General features: G+C 66.1%; 19 protein-coding genes. 6 read left to right on the top strand and 13 right to left on the bottom strand.

What is annotated here, in order from left to right; translation table 11 throughout:
* Window positions 1-152 precede the first annotated feature (152 nt).
* The gene (locus BRADO_RS32965) at window positions 153-1,193 is read left to right on the top strand and encodes a hypothetical protein (RefSeq protein WP_012030547.1); all 1,041 of its coding nucleotides are present in this window, start codon (window positions 153-155) and stop codon (window positions 1,191-1,193) included.
* 38 nt (window positions 1,194-1,231) lie between these two features.
* On the opposite strand, the gene BRADO_RS32970 is transcribed toward BRADO_RS32965, so the two are convergent.
* Complete coding sequence (locus BRADO_RS32970; RefSeq protein ID WP_012030548.1) at window positions 1,232-1,564, bottom strand: MmcQ/YjbR family DNA-binding protein; 333 nt, start codon at window positions 1,562-1,564, stop codon at window positions 1,232-1,234.
* Window positions 1,565-1,767: 203 nt separating this feature from the next.
* Between BRADO_RS32970 and BRADO_RS32975 the strand changes: the two genes are divergently transcribed.
* Entirely contained in the window at window positions 1,768-2,376 is a 609-nt protein-coding gene (locus BRADO_RS32975) for a hypothetical protein (RefSeq protein ID WP_012030549.1), read from the top strand.
* A gap of 43 nt (window positions 2,377-2,419) precedes the next feature.
* Here BRADO_RS32975 and BRADO_RS32980 read toward each other — a convergent pair whose 3' ends face one another.
* Genes BRADO_RS32980 through BRADO_RS34640 form a run of 3 tightly spaced genes read right to left on the bottom strand, consistent with a single transcriptional unit; the run spans window position 2,420 to window position 3,522 of the window.
* Window positions 2,420-2,791, bottom strand: coding sequence for a carboxymuconolactone decarboxylase family protein (locus BRADO_RS32980; protein ID WP_012030550.1), 372 nt, complete (start codon window positions 2,789-2,791; stop codon window positions 2,420-2,422).
* 3 nt (window positions 2,792-2,794) lie between these two features.
* Window positions 2,795-3,316 carry an RNA polymerase sigma factor gene (locus BRADO_RS32985; RefSeq protein ID WP_012030551.1) on the bottom strand — a complete coding sequence of 174 codons (522 nt, stop codon included), beginning with the start codon at window positions 3,314-3,316 and terminating at the stop codon, window positions 2,795-2,797.
* On the bottom strand, window positions 3,313-3,522 hold the full coding sequence (locus tag BRADO_RS34640) for a DUF2892 domain-containing protein (RefSeq protein ID WP_083795016.1): 210 nt from the start codon (window positions 3,520-3,522) through the stop codon (window positions 3,313-3,315). The genes BRADO_RS32985 and BRADO_RS34640 overlap by 4 nt, the downstream gene beginning before the upstream one ends.
* Before the next feature lie 307 nt (window positions 3,523-3,829).
* Between BRADO_RS34640 and BRADO_RS32990 the strand changes: the two genes are divergently transcribed.
* Complete coding sequence (locus BRADO_RS32990) at window positions 3,830-4,426, top strand: LysE family translocator (protein ID WP_041757243.1); 597 nt, start codon at window positions 3,830-3,832, stop codon at window positions 4,424-4,426.
* A 14-nt stretch (window positions 4,427-4,440) separates the two neighbouring features.
* On the opposite strand, the gene BRADO_RS32995 is transcribed toward BRADO_RS32990, so the two are convergent.
* The 5 genes from BRADO_RS32995 to BRADO_RS33015 all read right to left on the bottom strand — a co-directional run bounded on the left by BRADO_RS32995 (window position 4,441) and on the right by BRADO_RS33015 (window position 9,680).
* Complete coding sequence (locus BRADO_RS32995; protein WP_244422941.1) at window positions 4,441-5,562, bottom strand: helix-turn-helix transcriptional regulator; 1,122 nt, start codon at window positions 5,560-5,562, stop codon at window positions 4,441-4,443.
* A gap of 505 nt (window positions 5,563-6,067) precedes the next feature.
* Window positions 6,068-7,264 (bottom strand): acyl-CoA dehydrogenase family protein, encoded by a 1,197-nt coding sequence (locus BRADO_RS33000; protein ID WP_012030554.1) that lies wholly within the window; start codon window positions 7,262-7,264, stop codon window positions 6,068-6,070.
* A gap of 251 nt (window positions 7,265-7,515) precedes the next feature.
* Window positions 7,516-8,529, bottom strand: a complete 1,014-nt coding sequence (locus BRADO_RS33005; protein ID WP_012030555.1) for a formamidase — start codon at window positions 8,527-8,529, stop codon at window positions 7,516-7,518.
* Between the two features lie 113 nt (window positions 8,530-8,642).
* Window positions 8,643-9,206, bottom strand: coding sequence for a TetR/AcrR family transcriptional regulator (locus tag BRADO_RS33010; protein WP_012030556.1), 564 nt, complete (start codon window positions 9,204-9,206; stop codon window positions 8,643-8,645).
* Window positions 9,207-9,218: 12 nt separating this feature from the next.
* Complete coding sequence (locus BRADO_RS33015; RefSeq protein WP_012030557.1) at window positions 9,219-9,680, bottom strand: nuclear transport factor 2 family protein; 462 nt, start codon at window positions 9,678-9,680, stop codon at window positions 9,219-9,221.
* Between the two features lie 273 nt (window positions 9,681-9,953).
* Here BRADO_RS33015 and BRADO_RS33020 point away from each other — a divergent pair, with 273 nt between their 5' ends.
* The gene (locus tag BRADO_RS33020) at window positions 9,954-11,543 is read left to right on the top strand and encodes an ATP-binding protein (protein WP_041757245.1); all 1,590 of its coding nucleotides are present in this window, start codon (window positions 9,954-9,956) and stop codon (window positions 11,541-11,543) included.
* A 118-nt stretch (window positions 11,544-11,661) separates the two neighbouring features.
* Entirely contained in the window at window positions 11,662-12,222 is a 561-nt protein-coding gene (locus BRADO_RS33025; RefSeq protein WP_012030559.1) for a hypothetical protein, read from the top strand.
* 127 nt (window positions 12,223-12,349) lie between these two features.
* On the opposite strand, the gene BRADO_RS33030 is transcribed toward BRADO_RS33025, so the two are convergent.
* Entirely contained in the window at window positions 12,350-12,607 is a 258-nt protein-coding gene (locus BRADO_RS33030) for a hypothetical protein (protein ID WP_041757246.1), read from the bottom strand.
* A 365-nt stretch (window positions 12,608-12,972) separates the two neighbouring features.
* On the opposite strand from BRADO_RS33030, the gene BRADO_RS33035 reads away from it, so the two are divergent.
* Window positions 12,973-13,794 carry an outer membrane protein gene (locus BRADO_RS33035; protein ID WP_041757247.1) on the top strand — a complete coding sequence of 274 codons (822 nt, stop codon included), beginning with the start codon at window positions 12,973-12,975 and terminating at the stop codon, window positions 13,792-13,794.
* Between the two features lie 68 nt (window positions 13,795-13,862).
* On the opposite strand, the gene BRADO_RS33040 is transcribed toward BRADO_RS33035, so the two are convergent.
* Genes BRADO_RS33040 through BRADO_RS33050 form a run of 3 tightly spaced genes read right to left on the bottom strand, consistent with a single transcriptional unit; the run spans window position 13,863 to window position 18,835 of the window.
* Entirely contained in the window at window positions 13,863-14,993 is a 1,131-nt protein-coding gene (locus tag BRADO_RS33040; RefSeq protein WP_012030562.1) for an ABC transporter permease, read from the bottom strand.
* 3 nt (window positions 14,994-14,996) lie between these two features.
* Window positions 14,997-17,741 carry a ribosome-associated ATPase/putative transporter RbbA gene (rbbA, locus tag BRADO_RS33045; protein WP_012030563.1) on the bottom strand — a complete coding sequence of 915 codons (2,745 nt, stop codon included), beginning with the start codon at window positions 17,739-17,741 and terminating at the stop codon, window positions 14,997-14,999.
* On the bottom strand, window positions 17,738-18,835 hold the full coding sequence (locus BRADO_RS33050; RefSeq protein WP_041757248.1) for an HlyD family secretion protein: 1,098 nt from the start codon (window positions 18,833-18,835) through the stop codon (window positions 17,738-17,740). Before BRADO_RS33050 ends, rbbA begins: the two co-directional genes overlap by 4 nt.
* Window positions 18,836-18,845 lie beyond the last annotated feature (10 nt).

Here is an 18,845-nt window from a genome sequence, read left to right on the forward strand (position 1 = left end):
CGCGACGCCAGCCACGGCCGCAAAACACTAAGGCCCGCCTTCGATACGGGCCGCAGCTCAGCTCCCGATCCTTGAGTGACCCCGATGCCGGCGCGATCAGCGCTGCGTGCAAACGCAGAGTCGCGCCCGTCGCCAACCGCTGGAGCAGCCCGATGGCTGATGAGTCTGTCGTTGCGTCGATCATTCCCTGGCGAGAGCCGAAGACAGCCAAGCCGCGCCCGAAGCGTCCCAAGGTCGTCAAGCCAAGGTCGCGGCCGAAGGCTGACAAATCGGAGCGGATCAAGGCGGCCGCGCTCGATGACGAGATGCTGGCGTCCGAAACCTTGATCATGCCGGACTTCCTCGAGCTCGTGAATGAGCCGGCGAAGGCGGCCGCCGCCGAGCAGCAGCGCACCGAGGCCGCGGCCAGCGCGGCCGCCGCCGCGATCTCTGCGCCCGCGAGCTCGGCGGTGACGCTGCCGCGCGAGGCGCCCGCCCCGATCGAGATCGAACTCCCTGCTCCGGCCACGCCAGCAGCGCCGGCCGCAGAGGTGAAATCCACGCGGCCGCGCATTTCCGCCTCATCGATCCTGCTGCAGCTCGCGGCGCTCGCACTCGCAGCGGTCGGCATGGCGATGAACGGCTGGTTCGCACATTCGCTCGGCTCGAACAGCACCGCTGGTTACATGTTCCTCGCCGTCGGCGTCACCGCCGACCTCGTCGCGCTGGTGATGCCGACCTGCGCGGCGCGGCTGTGGCAGGCGCGGCATCGCGGCTCGGCGCTGACCGGCTGGACGGTGTGGCTGATGACCTTCGTGTTCGCGGTCACTGCCGGCATCGGCTTCGCCTCGACCAACATCAGCGATGTCACGCTCGCCCGCGCCTCGCGCGTCACGCCCGCCGTGCAGGCGGCGCAGACCGCGCTGTCCGATGCGATGACCGCGCGTGACCGCGAGTGCAAGGGCGGCGTCGGAAAATTCTGCAGGGAGCGCGAGGCGGCGGTGGCGGAGCGGCGGCAGGCGCTGGATGCGGCGATGGCTGCGGTGAGCCAGACCGCCGATCCGCAGACCGAGGCTGCGATCAAGCTGGTCGCCTGGGTGTCGCGCGGCACCGTGAAGCCGTCCGCCGACGACTTCATCATGCTCCGCCTGGTGCTGCTGGCGCTGCTGCCGCAGATCGGCGGCATCCTGCTGATGGTCGGGCGCCGGGTGTGACACATTGGAGGCCCGGCTCAGCCGGCTCCACACTCGGCTCATTTTCGACGCGCACGCGGCGGCTTCGACGGGCTTGCGAGCTGCCACGCCTTGGCGAGCACGTCGCACATCAGCGCGGCATCGACCTCCGCGAGCGTGACGGTGGTCCAGCCCTGATCGCCCCATTTGTTGGCGACGCGGCGGATGCCCGCGGGGTTGAGGCCGCTGTAGAACTCCTGCTCTTCCGGCGTCAGCAGCAGGTTGGCGGATCGTTCATCCGCCGCCAATGTCGCGTAGGTGCGCCTGACCTTGAACGCGGTGCGATCGAAGTGGGGCGCCGCTATCGTCCCGGCGAACGACAGCGCCAGCGTGCGAAACTCGTGACCGGTCATGTCGGCGGTGTCTCCGCTGCGAAGCAATTCGTCCCTGATTAGCATTCCCCTGAGGCGCATTTCCATGCGCTCCGCCTGCGTCAGCGTCGCGCGCGGGCGCGCACGCGAACGTGATCCCCCCGGCCTCGCCAGGCTTGAGGCAAGTCAAAACGATGTCGTTTCATTTCCCTAAGCTCACGGCACGATCATCAAGGAGATCAACGATGTCAGAGCAGAGCAGCATCAGCGTCTACCTGAACTGGGCCAGGGAACGCCTGCACGAGATGGATGCCGTGCTGGACTCGCTTGGCGTGAAAGCAGCGGAAGCCGAGGCCGCCTCCAAGGCCAAGACGCAGGAGATCCTCGCCGACCTGACGAAGCGCCGCGACGATCTCGAAGCGCTGCTCAAGACCCAGGCGGCCGCCGGTGAAGCCGCACTGGCCGGGGCGAAGGCCGAGCTCGACCAGCATTGGGCCGGATTCGAAGCCCAGACGAAGGCCTATTTCGAGACCGCCGGCAAGCAGGCCGCGCAGCAGCAGGCGACGTTCAAGGACATCGCCGCCGCGCAGGCGAAGGCCTGGAGCGAGGCCGCGGACCGCTTTCGCGAGGCGGCCACGCAGGTGACGGCCGCCGGCACGGCCGATCTCGACACGGTTCTCAGGCAGCTCTCATCCGACGCCGCCCAGGCCGGAGCCCATCTCGAAACGCTGAAGCAGACCGGCAGCCAGTCCTGGTCCGTGTTCAGCGCCGCCCTGAGCGATTCCCGCAAGGCGTTCGACCAGGCCAACCAGGCCGCCTGGAATGCCTTGAAAGGCTTCAGCGCCAAGAGTTGAGCATTCGCTGGCTGCGGCGCGTCACTTCTTGAAGGGCCTCGCCTCACGCGCTCGGCTCCTTGTTGTCGCCGCTTTGGCAGGATGTGGCGTGCCGCTCGAACAGCCGCAGCGCCAGCAGCGCATGGGCGAGCGTGCCGCCGGCGCGCACGGCGGCGGCGATCATCGCCACCTCCGCCAGCTCCTCGCGCGTCGCGCCGGCCTTGGCGGCCGCGGCGGTGTGGACGTCGAGACAATAGGCGCACTGCGTGGTCAGCGCGACCGCGAGCGAGATCAGCTCGCGATACTTGGGCGGAACGACGCCGTCGCCGCGCGCGCAGGCGTGGTTGAACGCCAGGAACGCCTTGGCCTCGGTCGGCGCCAGCGCGACCAGTTGCGGCACCGTCTGAATGTCTTCGGGGGTCTGGTAGCCGGACATGGGTCAACCTTTCAGGTAATCGCGCAGCAGCAGGCGGGCGCGATGCAGCCGCGCCTTGACCGCCTGCCGCGTCAGGCCGAGTTCGGCGGCGATGTCGTCGATCGTCATCTCCCTGAGATCGCGCATCAGCGCGACCTCGCGATAGCGCGGCGGCAACGCCTCGAAGGCAGCGGCGAGATCGAGCCGCAGTTCGGCCTCCGGACGTTCAGCGAGCCGCGCCTCGAATTCCGCCTCGTCGAAACCGCTGATGAGCCCGATCCGCCGCGCCAGCCGGAGGCATTCGCGTTGGACCACACGAAACAGCCAGGAGGACAGCGCGGCGACGGCGCGGATGCTGCCGACATGGCGCGACAGCAGCCATAGCGCCTGCTGGGCCGCATCCTCCGAATCCGCCGACGTCCGGCACGAGGCGCGGGCATAGCGGCGGATATCCGGCTGCACCCGCTCGAGCAGCCTCACGACAGCGTCACGGTCGCCGAGCCGCGCCGCCTCGAATGTTTCGTCGATGATCGACATGGCGCTCATGGCCGGCCTCCAGTGCCGATCCCGGCGACGGCACACGCCGGACAATAGCCGACCGCGCCTGTCACGGCGAAGCCAAGCCCGCCGGCCGCCAACAGCCACGCACCAGGCCCGTTCAAGACCGTGAGAGCAACGACCGCAGTGCCGAGCCCGAGCACGATCCGAACTATCTGATGCGATCTTCCGATATTTTTGCGCAGCCATGCCATGGCTATTCCTCCAATGCCGATCCAGGACGGGTCGTCCTGACTGCTGAGGAGATGGCGACGGCGGCAAAGGATTCGCCCAGGGACAGTTTTCGCGGTTAGAATCGTTCTATCAACCCGGCCTCGCGTGTGCCTCACCTCCGGCCTCTCGATCGAGCCGTTACCTTGCCGGAAGACCACGCCACGACGCGCGCCGTCTCACTCAAATGGATGACGCCGCGAGTCGTCAGCGTCGCTAAGCAGAAAGCGCGCGAGCTGGCACAAACGGGTAACTCTGCGAATGTTCTTGTCTCAATCTGCTGCAACGCTCATGGCCGGCGTCGGCGTTGGGCTGACGGTGGCTGCGCCTATCGGACCGATGGGAATTCTCTGCATCCAGCGCACGTTGACCTCCGGCGCGGCAGCGGGGTTGGCGACGGGACTGGGCGCGGCAACGGTTCATCTGACCTACAGCGTGCTTGCCATCGTTGGAATCGGCACGATCGTCCAGCCATGGGCTGAGACGAATTCGCTCGTCCTCGGCCTGCTATCCGGTTTCACCCTGTTGTGGTTCGCGATCCGGACGCGCCGATCGGCGCCGCTGCCGGCCGGTGACGATGCCGACCGGGTCCAATTGATCAGGGCCTATGCGAGCGCGATCGGGCTTGGCGTCACCAACCCGCTCACAATCATTCTGTTCTGCGCGGCGCTGCATACGCTCATGGTTCATTCAGCAGGGCTGCTGCTGGCCGCCGGCGTGTTCCTCGGCTCCGCGCTCTGGTGGACCCTCCTCAGCGCGACGATCGCGATCGTCCGCCACCGATTCGATTCGAATGTGCTCGCCCTGAGCAGCAAGCTCGCCAGCCTGGTGCTCCTGGCGCTCGGCGCGCTGGCTCTCGCCAGAGCATGCGGACGCCTGATGACCTGACGCGGCGATGTCGCCTATTTGCGAGGCAGCGCGACTTGCACGCTTCTCAGCAAGGCGACGAGCTGGCTCTGCTGGCGGGTGCCCGTCTTGCTGAAGATCCGCCCGAGATGGGTGCGCGCGGTGCTCACCCGAATCCCGATCAGGTCGGCAGCCTGTTTGAGCGATTGCCCGGCCGCGATCGCCGCGCCAACGCGCGCCTCCTGCGGCGTCAGCTCGAAGACCTGCGCGATGGCGTCGTCGAAACCGGCAGGCAGCTGCTGCGACAACCGGCGCGCGATCACGACCGCACAGGGCTCGAGAGCGTGGGTCGGCACACCGGCTCCCAGCGACGGACCAACTGAGATCGCGAGTCCTGCAGAATCATTCGTCTGCGCCGGCGGTACGACGAGCAGATCGCCGCCGAGGCCTGGAAGGCTTCCGGACTCTGCCGCACAGGATGCGACGACGAGCCGCTGCAGCTTGATCGTGCTCTGGACGTCCGATGTCGCGAGCACGCCCCGGCGCTGCGACAGGCCGCTGTCACGATCCGACAGGATTTGCTCCGCCGCCGCATTGCTGGCCAGAATACGCAACCCCGCATCGACGGCCATCACGGCGAACGGCAGATGCGACAGGCTCGTGGAGACCAGCTGCGCAATTCGCGTCTGTCGCGAAATCTCGATGGCGCGGGAGAGATGCGGCGCCAGCGTTCGCATCAGGTCGAGATCAGCCGCATCGAACGATGTTTGGCAGCGGCCACGCTGCACGTCGAAGAACCACGTCGATTGACCGGCCGAGGCGAGCTTGCAGGTCAAGCCGCCATACATGTCCTGCGGCGCCATCCACTCGTTCCACAGGCGGCTCGATCGCAGCGTCTCCCTGCCGATGAAGCGCAGATCGCTGTAGGCCGAGCCGACCTCCGCCCTCGCAACCGCCTGCTCGATGATGTTGGGCTCGTCGGCGAACTCGGCAATGTAGCGGCCCTGGAAGGCGGGATCGTTGTTAGGGGCGATCAGATCGTCCGGCCGCCGCTCGGGCCCGATGCGCACCAGGCAGGCCCTCGATCCGTCGAACAACATCCGTAGCGATTCGACAGCCTCTGGCCAGAGGATCGGATCGTACGCGGCCTGATAGACGTTGCCGACGCAAGCGATCACAGAGCTTTCCGCAACCTGCATATTATTCCAATTCCAATTCCAATTCACTCGAGCGGCCAGCTGCGCGCTGCGGCTCCCGTCCGATACGGTCGGATATGACCCTCATTGGTCGCGGAAAAGCGACCGCCGGACGGGTGCGATCACCTAAATCTGCACTTTTTCTTACAGACATCCATCCGATCGGAGAGCTCACGACGCCAACAGCACGCGACCTGATCACCCGAACGCGACAAGACGAAGTCCGTCGCGGTCGGGCGTCTCTGATGGACCGGGAACAACAAAGATGCTTCGCCGAAGCACCTTCTATTCGTCTTCGCGATGCTGGTCGGGAGCGGGTTCATCACGGCCGGCGTCGGCCGTGGGGCTGGTGCTGTGGCGCGCGCTGATCCGAGAAGCGCGCGCAAACTGCGGCTCGCGAACCGCCGCTGGACTGATCTGCGCATGAACGCGCCGGTGGGGATGCCGCCGGCCGCGGAAGCTCGACGGGTGCCGCGTGGCGCAATGATCAGTCGCGTACCACGCCGGCACGCGACTTCAGGAATTCGCGCGCGACGATCAGCTTCTGCACTTCGGTCGCGCCCTCGTAGATGCGCAGCGCGCGGATCTCGCGGTAAAGGCCTTCCACGATCTCACCCTTGCGGACGCCGCGGCCGCCGAACATCTGCAGCGCACGGTCGATGACGCGTTGCGCGGTCTCGGTGGCAGTGAGCTTGGCCATGGCGGCCTCACGCGTGGTCGGCAGCTTCTGGACGTCGCGGCGCCAGGCGGCCCGGTAGGTCAGGAGCGCCGCGGCGTCGGTGTCGGTGGCCATCTCGCCAAAGGCGGCCTGCGTCATCTGCAGGTCGGCCAAGGCGCCGCCGAACATTTGGCGGCTCTGCGCATGCGCCTGCGCCTCGTCGAGGGCGCGGCGGCCGAAGCCGAGCGCGGCGGCGGCGACAGAGGCGCGGAAGATGTCGAGCGTCTGCATGGCGAGCTTGAAGCCGCCACCGGGCGCGCCGAGCCGCCGGCTCACCGGAATGCGGCAGTTCTCGAGGCGCAAGGTCGCCAGCGGATGCGGCGCGATCACCTCGATGCGCTCGGCGACCGAGAAGCCGGAATCATCGGGATACACGACGAAGGCGGAGATGCCGCGCGCGCCCGGTGCCTCGCCGGTGCGGGCGAACAGCGTATAGACGTCGGCGATACCGCCATTGGAGATCCAGGTCTTCTCGCCGTCGAGCACGTAGTCGTCGCCGTCGCGCCGGGCGCTGCAGGCCATCGCGGCGACGTCGGAGCCGGCCTCCTTCTCCGACAGCGCGAAGGCCGCCAGCCATTCGCCCGATCGCACCTTCGGCAGCACGCCTGCGCGCAGCTCCTCGGAGCCGCCGAGCGCGATCGCGCCGGAGCCGAGCCCCTGCATGGCGAAGGCGAAATCGGCGAGGCCGTCCGCGTAAGCCAGCGTTTCGCGCGACAGGCAGATCGCACGGGAATCGATCGCGCCAGCATCCGCATCCGGCGCCACGACAGCGCTGTCGAGCAATCCCGCGGCGCCGAGCGCGCGCACGAGTCCGCGACACGCCGCGTCGACATCGCCGTGATCGACGTCGTCGAGCACGCCCGAGCCGACGAAACGATCAAGCCGCTTGCACAGGTCGCGGTGCCGCGGTTCGAAAAACGGCCAGTCCAGCCAGTCGCGGGGAATCACCTTCGCCGATGCACTCATGACAGGACCCGTCCGCAAATTATTTTAAACATAAAATAATTGGCGGCAGATCGCCCTGTCAAGCTTTCGTCGGGCTCCGGGCAGGTGCAAAGACCGTCGCATACGGAGGGCGGAGACGTTCCGGCGAACGATCCTGCCGATGAATTACTCCGTCATGCCCGGGCTTGTTCCGGTCATGACGATGTGGAGAGTGACGGGCGCAAACCTCTGATCGCCGCATGCGACAGGCTCAGGGAGGGCCCGCCGTCCCTTCACTCCGCCGCCTTGGCCATCTTTCCGAACACGCGCGTCGGCGCGGGGAAGCCGCAGGAGGTGCCGTCGGTGATCTTGACCTGGTCCTCCCAGGGCAGCCGGTAGGTGCCGGCGACCATGTCGTGCATGAAGGTGTACGGGCAATCCATCGCGCCGCCCTTCACCGCGACATAGCCGCGGTGCCAGAGCTGATAGATGTTGTTCTCGACGCCCCAGCCGATGCGCGCCTCGCGCACGAGATCGGGACGCACCTCCGCGGTGATAATCTCGTCGGCCCGGCCGGTCGTGCCGTGCGCGAGAATGCTGCCGTCGAAATTGACGATCATGCCCTCGCCCATCGAATCGAACGAGCCGTCGGAGCCGCACATACAGACGTTGGCGGTCACCATGAGATTCTGGAATGCATTCGCCTGGTTGGTGAAGCGCCAGCTGTCGCGGATCGGGGCGGTGTAGCCCGCCGTGCGGATCATGATCTCCGCGCCCTTGTAGGCGCATTCCCGCGCCATTTCCGGGAACATGCCGTCATGGCAGATGATCAGCGCGATCTTGGCGCCGCGCGGCCCCTCGATGACGGGAATGCCGAGATCGCCGGGCTCCCACGGCTCGACCGGGATCCACGGATGAAGCTTGCGATAGTACAGCTTGATCTCGCCATTGCTGTCGATGATCAGGCCGGAATTGTAGGGATTGCCGTCGGGGTTGTACTCCATGATGGAGAAGCAACCCCAGATCTTGTTGTCGATGCAGGCCTGCTTGAACGCCGCGACCTCCGGCCCATCCAGCCGGCACATGATCTCCGGATTGGTGTCCATCGACAGCCCGTGCAGCGAATATTCCGGGAAGACGACGAGGTCCATGGTGCCGAGATTGCGCCGGGCCTTGCCGACCATCCAGACGATCTTCTCGGTCTGCTTCGCGAGATCCTCCTTGGTCACGACGACCGGCAATTGGAGTTGCACGAGGCCGATGACCACGCCGTGTTCGGATTTGTTGAGACCGCCGAGCCCATTCATGCCGGACCTCCCTGTGTGGCTGCCACCTGAATTTTGACCAAGACAACCACGATTTGGCGGACGCCGCGCGCCGATATTTCAGCGCGCGCTGCCGATTGCGCAGGCAGTTTCCGTCAGAGTGAGGGTGGCTGCTGCAGGCGTCGCTGAAGCCGCGCCAGCGCGCGGCCGAACACCGCGGCGTCGTTGGTCGCGCGCGCCAGCACCAGCGCGCCCTGGATGCCGAGCACCACCTCCTCGGCGCTGTCGGCCGCCTGGGCTACCGGCCAGCCGCCCCTCACCAGGGCATCGCGCAGCGCCTCGATCCAGCGGGTGAAATAGCTGGCGATCACGGCGGCGAAGCGGTCGCGGGTCTCGTCGAGCGCGAAGGCGCCGACCAGGCACACCCGGCGGCCGGAGCGGAAGTAGCCGTCGACGCCTCGCCACATCCGCGCGATCGCCAGGCCGGGCGCGTCGTCGCGCAACGGCGCATAGATCTCGCGCTCGAACCAGCCGTCGACGTGATCGAGCACCGCCCGCGCCATGTCGTCCTTCCCGCCGGGAAAGAAGTGATACAGGCTGCCTTTGCCGAGTCCGGTCGTCTCCGTGATGCGGCTGAGCGAGGTGCCCTCGAAGCCGTGCTCACGGAACACCTCGGCGATCAGCGGAATGACGTCGGCCCGCTCATATAGCGTGCGCATGACGCTCCTGGCTTACAGTCCCAATTCGGTCAGGCCCGGATGATCATCCGGTCGGCGGCCGAGCGGCCAGTGGAATTTGCGCTCGGTCTCCTTGATCGGCAGATCGTTGATGCTGGCGAAGCGGCGCTGCATCAGGCCCTGCGCGTCGAATTCCCAATTCTCGTTGCCGTAGGAGCGGAACCAGTGGCCGCCGTCGTCGTGCCACTCATAGGCAAATCGCACGGCGATGCGATTGTCGGTGAAGGCCCAGATGTCCTTGATCAGCCGGTAGTCGAGCTCCTTGCGCCACTTGCGGGTCAGAAACGCGACAATCTCGGCCCGGCCGGTGATGAACTCGGCTCTGTTCCGCCAGCGGCTGTCGGGCGTGTAGACCATCGACACCCGCTCGGGGTCGCGACTGTTCCAGCCATCCTCGGCCATCCGCACCTTTTGTGTCGCCGTCTCCAGTGTGAAGGGCGGGGCAAGCGCAGTCATTCGACCTCTCCTGTGTACCTATATCGATATATTGTACCAATCGGTACATGATGTCAATGAGCGCCAGCTGGCGCGGGGCGGCACCGCCACCGGCTGGGCTCCCGACCGAGTCATGATCGCAGACCGAACGCCCGGTGCGCCCCTACCGATCTTCGCCACGCGGCAGTCAGCACCCTTGTGTGCTCAACGGAAATTTGAATGATCTGCTAAGGGAACTGGCCCGGGCCGCGGGGACGACACGGTCCGTCGGCTGCACGTTTGGGGACGCTGGAGATGTCGATGCTCACGCCGCACGGCGAGTGCCTGCTGTGGACGCCTGAATTGATTTGGGTGAACGCAGTCTCCGACGTCCTTATTTCCGTCGCGTTCTTCACGATCGCTTTCGTGCTCGGCTACATCGTGTTTCGCCGCCGCGACTTCCAGTTCAGCTACATCTTCTGGGCGTTCGCGCTGTGGGTGTCCGTCTGCGGACTGACGCGCCTGATCGAGGTGCTCACGCTCTGGGTGCCGGCCTATGTGCTGGAGGCGGCGACGAAGGGCTTCCTGGCTTTCATGTCTGTCGGCATCGCCGCGGCGCTGATGCTCTTGTTGCCGAGGGTTCTGACGATGCCTTCGCGCGCCGATTTGAAGCTCGCCTATGCGCAGCTCGAGGAGGAGACGCGGCAGCGGCGCACCGCCGAGGCCATGGTCAAGCGCTTCCAGGAGATCGAGGCCACCGAGGCGCAGGTGCGTCAGGCGCAGAAGATGGAGGCGATCGGCCAGCTCACCGGCGGCGTCGCCCACGACTTCAACAACATCCTGACCGTGATCACCGGCACGATTGAGATCCTCGCCGAGGCAGTGAAGGACCGTCCGCAACTGGTGCAGATCACCAGCCTGATCAACTCGGCGGCGGCGCGCGGCGCCGACCTCACCAAGCACCTGCTGGCCTTCGCGCGGCGCCAGCCGCTGCAGCCGCGCAGCGTCGACATCAACGGCATGGTGGTCGACACCGCGCGGCTGCTGCGCCGGACCCTCGGCGAGCAGATCGAGATCGAATCGATGCTGGCGCACGATTCCGCGCCGGCGATGATCGACCCGAGCCAGCTGTCGACGGCGATCCTCAACCTCGCGCTGAACGCCCGCGACGCGATGCCGAACGGCGGCAAGCTCACGCTCGAGACCAAGAACGTCCTGCTCGACGACGCCTATGCGCGAATGAATCCGGAGGTCATACCCGGCAACTACGTGATGATCGCGGTCAGCGACACCGGCGAAGGCATTCCATCCAATCTGCTGGACAAGGTGTTCGAGCCGTTCTTCACCACCAAGGACGTCGGCAAGGGCGTCGGCCTCGGACTCAGCATGGTGTACGGCTTCGTCAAGCAGTCCAACGGCCACATCAAGATCTACAGCGAGCCCGGTCACGGCACGTCGGTGAAGCTGTATCTGCCGCAAGCTACGGCAGATGCTGACGTGCTGCTGCTGGAGGCCAGTCTGGCCAGCATGGAGCGCGGTGACGAAACGATCCTGATCGTCGAGGACGATTCGCTGGTGCGCGAATATGTCATTGCGCAGATCAAGCGGCTTGGCTACACGACCTTGGCCGCGAGCAAGGCCGACGAGGCGCTGTCGCTGATCGACAGCCCGGCGCGCATCGATCTCTTGTTCACCGACATCATCATGCCCGGCGGAATGAACGGGCGTCAGCTCGCGATCGAGGCGCTGAAGCGGCGGCCGAACCTGAAAGTGCTGTACACGTCCGGCTATACCGAGAACGCGATCGTGCATCACGGCCGCCTCGACGCCGGCGTGCTGCTGCTCACCAAGCCGTATCAGAGTGCGGATCTCGCCCGCATGATCCGGACCGCGCTGAACACGTGATTGGCCTTGCGGGCGACACATGATCCGGCTCTCATCGGCGCGCGTTGTGCGCTCACATCAAGCGCTGCATTCATTGAATGCTGCGCGCCTGTCGACTGCGGATTCGAGGTTGGAGTGAATGGGTAAAGTGTTCGGACGCTGGCTGGCCGCCGTGCAGGCCTATGCATCCGCCGACGATCCGCAGTCCGACATCGCCGCGAAGGTCGCGCTGGTCATCGTCTCCAACCAGCCGTTCTACCCGCTGTATCTTCACGCCATCGCCGGCACGGCGGCATGGCCGGCCTGGCTGACCCTGATCACGACGCCATTGTTCGCCGCGGTGCCGGTGCTCGCCCGTCGCAATCCGTTCGCCGGCCGCGCTCTGATGGTGCTGGCCGGCACCGCGAACACGGTGTTCTGCGTCAAGCTGTTCGGCGCGCAGAGCGGCGTCGAATTGTTCCTCATCCCGTGCGCGCTGCTTGGTGCCCTGCTGTTCCGCCCGGACGAGCGCATCCCCTCCCTACCGCTCCTCGCGCTCCCCTTCGTATCGTATCTGTTGGTCGATTTCCGGCTCGGCGCGCCGGTGATGCGCGTCGCCGACGCCAGCTACGCCTCGCTGGTCTCCATCAACGCGATGAGCGTCGCCGCGCTGACCGCCCTGATCGGCCTGCTCGCCGCCGCGCGGATGGCGACGGAGTAGCACCCTTTTCGCAGTCATCCCGGACAAGCCTGACAATGCGACAGCGTTTGCGGGCGCATCGCGGAGGGTCCCGTGCAGCACCAGCTCGGGCGAGGACCGCGCCACGGGACTGATGCCGCTTGTCGAACTAGGCCGCGGCCATCTGCCAGGGCGAGGGCGTGTAAGCGGGCGTGTGATAGTTCAGATTGGCCGGCGGCTGCGAAGGCGCCTGGCGGGAAACAAAGTAGTCCTCGAGCTCGGCGACGGCCCGGCTTTCCCATTCCGCGGCCTGCGCGAGCAGCGAGTCGCGCTGATGCGGACGGAATGCGGCCGTCTGGCGGTACAAGGAGGCGATGGTGCGATAGCGCCGCACATTTTCGAGAACCGCTTCCCCAGTCGTCGTCATGATTGCTCTCCCCTCTCCGTCCCCTCGGGACGTGCCGAAGGTGCACGCCGCCGCTTTGCGAAATCGTTAGCGGCCGGGATGGCGCGTTCTCATGGTTGGCAAATCCTTGCCTAAGCGAATGCATCGAATTGTCCGGGTCTTGTCAGCGGGAGGATATCAGCGGACCGGCCCTGACCCCTCCCGGCACGCTTACAGGTCCTTAAGGTTAAGCGGACGGGCTCTGAAAGTGACGTTATCACAGATACTTAGTGACATCGTCACAGACGCATAGGGATGCGAGTGTTGTAGTTCGACTACAGCCGGGCAGCCCGAAGTGTGAGAAGAACATGTCCGAACGTTGCTGAATTTGTATGAGGATTGTGGTCATGAAAACGCTTGCCTCGGCTGTCTCGCTGCTCATCGCGAGTTCGCTCAGCACCTTCGCTGCCGATCTGTCCGCCCGCTACACGAAGGCGCCGCCTCCGGCCGCGATCTACAACTGGACCGGCGGCTATTTCGGCGGCAACATCGGTTATGGCTGGGGCCGCTCGAACCTTGGCACCACGCTCGATCAGACCAGCAGCTGGGCGACCGAACCCGTCCCCTTCCAGAATCAGTTCGTGGCGATCAGCAACAACCGCCTCAATCCGTCCGGCGTCGTCGGCGGCCTGCAGGCAGGCTACAATTGGCAGGCCGGTCCCAGCGTGTTCGGCATCGAGGCCGACATCAACGGATCGGGCGTGAACAAGCGTGTCGTATACACCGGCGTGAACGTGCCGACGACCCGGACGTTCAACGAGAGCATCCGAAACGATTGGTTCATGACGCTGCGTGGCCGCGCCGGCTACGCCATCGACACGACCCTGCTCTACGTCACCGGCGGTCTGGCCGTCGGCAATGTGAAGGGCAGCTGGGACCTGACCTCCGGCAACGGCTACAACAAGACGGGCTCGGCCGATCAGACCCGTGCCGGCTGGACCATCGGCGCCGGCGTCGAGCATGCCTTCGCGCCGAACTGGACCGTCAAGGCCGAGTATCTCTACACCGACCTCGGCAGCATCAACTACACTTCCGGCTATGTTCCGGGCAGCACCTTCGCGCCTCCCGGCTTCAACTATGTCGAGCGTCTGTCCCAGGACTTCACCTTCCACACGGTCCGGATCGGCGTGAACTACAAGCTCGGCAGCCCGGTCGCCGCCCGCTACTGATCGCCGCCTTCTCTCCGAAGGGCCTCGGGTCAGCCGAGGCTCTTCGATCCGGGACTGGCGGGCATCGCCTATGCGCCCGCCGACGCGATCGCCGCCCTGAATCGCCGCAAGGTCAGCGCAAGCACCAGCGCACCGATCGCCCCGACCGCGACGAATTGCGGCCACACCACATCGATGCCGGCGCCGCGATACAGGATCGACTGCGCGAACGACACGAAATGCGTCGAGGGCGACGCCTTCATGATCGTGGACAGCCACACCGGCTGGCTCTCCACCGGCGTCATCCCGCCCGAGAGCATGTTGATCGGCACGGCGACCAGAATGTAGAGCAATCCGAGCTGCGGCATCGAGCGCGCGATGGTGCCGAGGAACAGTCCGACTGCGGTCGCGAAGAACAGATAGAGCGCGGTGCCGGCCAGGAACAGCGGGATCGAGCCCATGATCGGCACCTGCAGGTACCACCTCACGACGACGTAGAGCGCCACTCCAACGGCGACCGCGATGACCAGCGCATTGGCCCAGATTTTCGATATCGCGATCTCGAACGGCGACAGCGGCATGACCAGCAGATGATCCATGGTGCCATGCTCGCGCTCGCGCACCAGCGCGGCACCTGCCAGAATGATGGCCAGCATGGTGACGCTGTTGATGATGCCCATCACGCCCTCGAACCATGCGGTCGTCACGTTGGGATTGAAGGCGATCCGCGTCACCAGATTGACGGGCGACTCCACCGATGCATCCGAGCGGGCGACGAACCAGCCGACCTCGGTCGAGATGATCTGCAGCGCATAGCCCGAGCCGATGCCGGCCTGGATCATCGCCGTGGCGTCGACATTGACCTGCACCGACGGCTTGCGCCGGGCCAGCATGTCGCGCTGGAAATTCGGCGGAATGTCGAGCACGAAGGTGAAGCGGCCGCTGTTCATCCGCGGCTCGACCTCGCGCTGGGTAACGAAGACGGGATTTTGGAAATAAGGCGGCAGGAACGCCGCCGCGATGCGGCGCGACAGCTCGGAATTGTCCTCGTCGACCACGGCGATCGAGGCGCGGTGCAGCTCCTGCGAGTTGCTCTGCGCCTGGCTGATCACCGCCACGGTGAACGAATAGATCACGAGCCCGATCAGCACGACATCGCCGAACAGGCTGCGCAGCTCCTTGGTGCCGAGCCAGAAGATATTGGCGAGCGAGCGCAGCATGGCTCAGCGCTCCTGCTTCGGCAGCATCAGCAGGCTGAGCCCGGTCAGCACCGGGATGAAGACGAGCAGCATCAGGATATCGGCGCCGAGATCGGCGAAGCCGAGCCCCTTGGTGAAGGTGCCGACGGTGATCGGGCGATAGTAGGTCATCGGAAAGCCCATCCCGATCATGCGGGCGACGCCGGACAGCGACGACACCGGCACCAGCATGCCCGAGAATTGCGTGGCCGGCAGCACAGTGAGGATTGCGGTGCCGAACAGCGCCGCGATCTGGGTGCGGCAGAAGGTCGAGATCAGCATGCCGAAGCCGGTCGTGGTGACGACATAGACGATCGTGCCGGTGACCAGCGGCAGGCCGTCGCCCTTCATGGGCACACGGAACAGCGTCAGCGCCATGACGACCATCAGCGCGAAATTGACCAACGCCACCGCGATATAGGGCAGCTGCTTGCCGACCAGGAACTCCAGCCGCGTCACCGGCGTGACGTAGAGATTGGTGATCGAGCCGAGCTCCTTCTCGCGCACCACCGCGAGCGCCATCAGGATCGCCGGAAACAGCGCCAGCAGTAGCGCGATAGTGCTCGGCGCCATCGCATAGATGCTGTCGAACGCCTGATTGTACTTGAAGCGGATCTCGACACCGACCGGCGAGGCGGCCTGCGGCCGCGCGGTCTTGACGGCCGGGTCGGACAGATAGAGCTGATGCGTGCCTTCGAGATAGCCGCGAATCGTTTCGGCGCGGAACGGCATCGCACCGTCGATCCAGGCCGACACGAAGGCCGGCCGGCCGCGCTTGATGTCGATGCCGAAATTCGGCGGGATCTCGATCGAGGCCTTGATGTCCCCGCTCTTCATCCGCCGCTCCAGCTCGGCGTAGTCGGCAAGCGGCGGCTTCTCGACGAAATAGCGCGAGCCGCGCAGCTCCGCGAGGTAGGCCCGGCTCTCCGGCGACTGATCGCGGTCGAGCGCGGCGAAGGTCAGGTTGTTGACGTCGGTCGAAATGCCGAAACCGATCACGATCATCAGGAACGCGGTCCCGAACAGCGCGAACATCAGCCGGATCGGGTCGCGGAGCAGCTCGAGCCCCTCGCGGATCGTGTAGGCGAGCAGCCGCCGCGGGCTGAAGGCGCGCTGGACCATCGGCCGCTGCTGACGATGAGGAGCGGGCTGCGCCTGCGTCAGCGTGGCCGGCGGATCGGCGACACCGGCATCCTGCTCCAGGAACGCGATGAAGGCCTGCTCGAGCGTCTGCGCCTGCTTGGCGCGGATCAGCCCGTCCGGCGTGTCTGTCGCCAGCACACGCCCCTCATGCATCAGCGACAGCCGGTCGCAGCGCGCCGCCTCGTTCATGAAATGGGTCGAGACGAAGATCGTCATGCCGTCACGGCGCGACAGCTCGATCAACAGGCGCCAGAACTGATTGCGCGCCACGGGGTCGACGCCCGAGGTCGGCTCGTCCAGGATCAGCAGATCGGGCTTGTGCACGATTGCCACAGCGAGCGACAGCCGCTGCCGGATGCCGAGCGGCAGCTCGGCCGCGAGCCCGTCGAGATGATCGGCCAGGTCGCAGCGCTCGATCAGCTCGGCGATCCGTTGCTCGGCCGCGGCCAGCGGCAGATGAAACAGCCGGGCATGCAGCACGAGATTCTGCCGCACCGTGAGCTCGCCATACAGCGAGAACGCCTGCGACATGTAGCCGACGCGGCTGCGGGATTCGTGATTGCCGGCCTCCATCGAGCGGCCGAAGATCAGCGCCTCGCCGCTGGTCGGCGGCAACAGCCCGGTCAGCATCTTCATCGTGGTGGTTTTGCCGCAGCCGTTGGAGCCGACGAAGCCGAAGATCTCGCCCTTGCGGATCTGGAAGCTGACGTCGTCGACAGCGGTGAAGTCGCCGAAGCGGCAGGTGAGGTTGCGCGCGACGATGACGGTCTCGTGGCTGCCGTCGAGCGCGGTCTTCACCGGCATGTCGGTGTCGGCATGATCGCGCGATGCATCCAGCGGCAGCAGCGCGACGAACGCATCCTCGATCGTCGCGGCGCCGGTCTGCGCCTTGAGCTCGGCCGGCGTGCCGGTCGCAAGGATGCGGCCGTCGTTCATCGCGATCAGCCAGTCGAAGCGGCTCGCCTCCTCCATATAAGCGGTGGCGACGATCACGCTCATGCGGCTGACACTGCGCGCACGCAGCCGGTCGATGAGGTCCCAGAACTGGCGCCGCGACAGCGGATCGACGCCGGTGGTCGGCTCGTCGAGGATCAGGAAGTCCGGATCATGGATCAGCGAGCAGCACAGGCCGAGCTTCTGCTTCATGCCGCCGGAGAGCTTTTTCGCGGGACGGCCGGCGAAGTCGGCGAGCGCCGTGGCGCCCATCAGTTCGGCGATGCGCCAGTCCCGCTCCGCCCTCGCCTGCCCGAACAGACGCGCGAAGAAGGCGATGTTCTCATAGACGCTGAGATCGGGATAGAGGTTGCGGCCGAGCCCCTGGGGCATATAGGCAATGCGCGGGCAGACCTGCTGGCGCGCGCGCCGGTCGGCCATGTCGGCGCCGAGCACGACGGCCTCGCCGGCCTGGATCGCGCGTGCGCCGGCCAGGATCGACAACAGCGACGACTTGCCGACGCCGTCGGGCCCGATCAGGCCGATGACGCAGCCACTCGGAATCTCGATCGAGACGTCGTCGAGCGCGGTGACGTCGCGGTAGCGATGGGACAGATGCCTCACGACCGCGACCGGAGGCGCGGCGATGCTCATGGCGCGGCTTGCAGGCGGGCCGGCCAGGCGACATCGGAACCCCATCGGACATACGCGACACCCGGCAACCCACTCCTCACCGCGTCGGCATGGGCCGCAAGCCTGGCCGGATCGACGCGCACGCGGACACGGAACATCAGCTTGTCCCGCTCGCTGCGCGTCTCGACGGTTTTCGGCGTGAACTGCGCCTGGCTCGCGACGAACGACACCTTTGCCGGAATGGGATGATCGGCATAGGCATCGAGCAAGATACGGGCGTCGCTCCCGATCTTGATCTTCCCGACCTCCTCCGTCGGCAGGAACACGTCCATGTAGACGTAACCAGTGTCGAGCATGGTGAAGACCTTGCCGCCCGCGCCCAGCACCTCGCCGACATTGGCGAGGCGATACTGGATGCGGCCCGCCTTCGGCGCGATCAGCGAATTGTCGGCGATCTGCACCGTATAGAGCGCGACGTCGTGACGAACGGCCTCGAGCGCGCGCTCGGCCTCGGAGATGCGCGCCTGCGATCCGGCGAGGCCGGCGATGGCGGCATCGAGCGCCTGCTGGCGCTGGTCGGCGGTCTCCTTGGTGGTCCAGCCGTTCTGCAACAGGCTGCGCGTCCGCTCCATCTCCTGCTCGGCCAGAGTTTTCTGCGTCTGCAATTGCGCGAGACTGGCCCGCGCCTGATCGACCACGTGCTGCGCCTGCTCGGCCTGCGCCTGCGCCTTGGCGAGCGACTGCTGCAGCTCCTTGCTGTCCATCCGCGCGACGATCTGTCCGGATTCGACGAGGTCGCCGATGTCGGCGCTGAGCTCGGCGACGCGGCCGGCATATTTGGTCGCAATGTCGATTTCATCGGCCTCGACGCGGCCGTTGCTGACGCTGATGCCGGGCGGCAGCGGCGGATGCAGGCGCTGCCACCAGACATAACCGCCGCCTCCGGCGGCACCGACGGCGAGCAACAAGAGCAACAAAGGCCAGCGCAGCCGTTTTTTCGCCGGCACATGCGGCACGGGCACATGTGTCGCGGCTTCCGTGGGAACAGGGGCGACAGCGTTGGTGTTCGCCAGCGGCGGCGCATCCGCCACGAGCTGCGTATCCTTTTGACTCATCTCCGAACGC

The organism is Bradyrhizobium sp. ORS 278 (genome assembly GCF_000026145.1).
GTDB lineage: Bacteria > Pseudomonadota > Alphaproteobacteria > Rhizobiales > Xanthobacteraceae > Bradyrhizobium.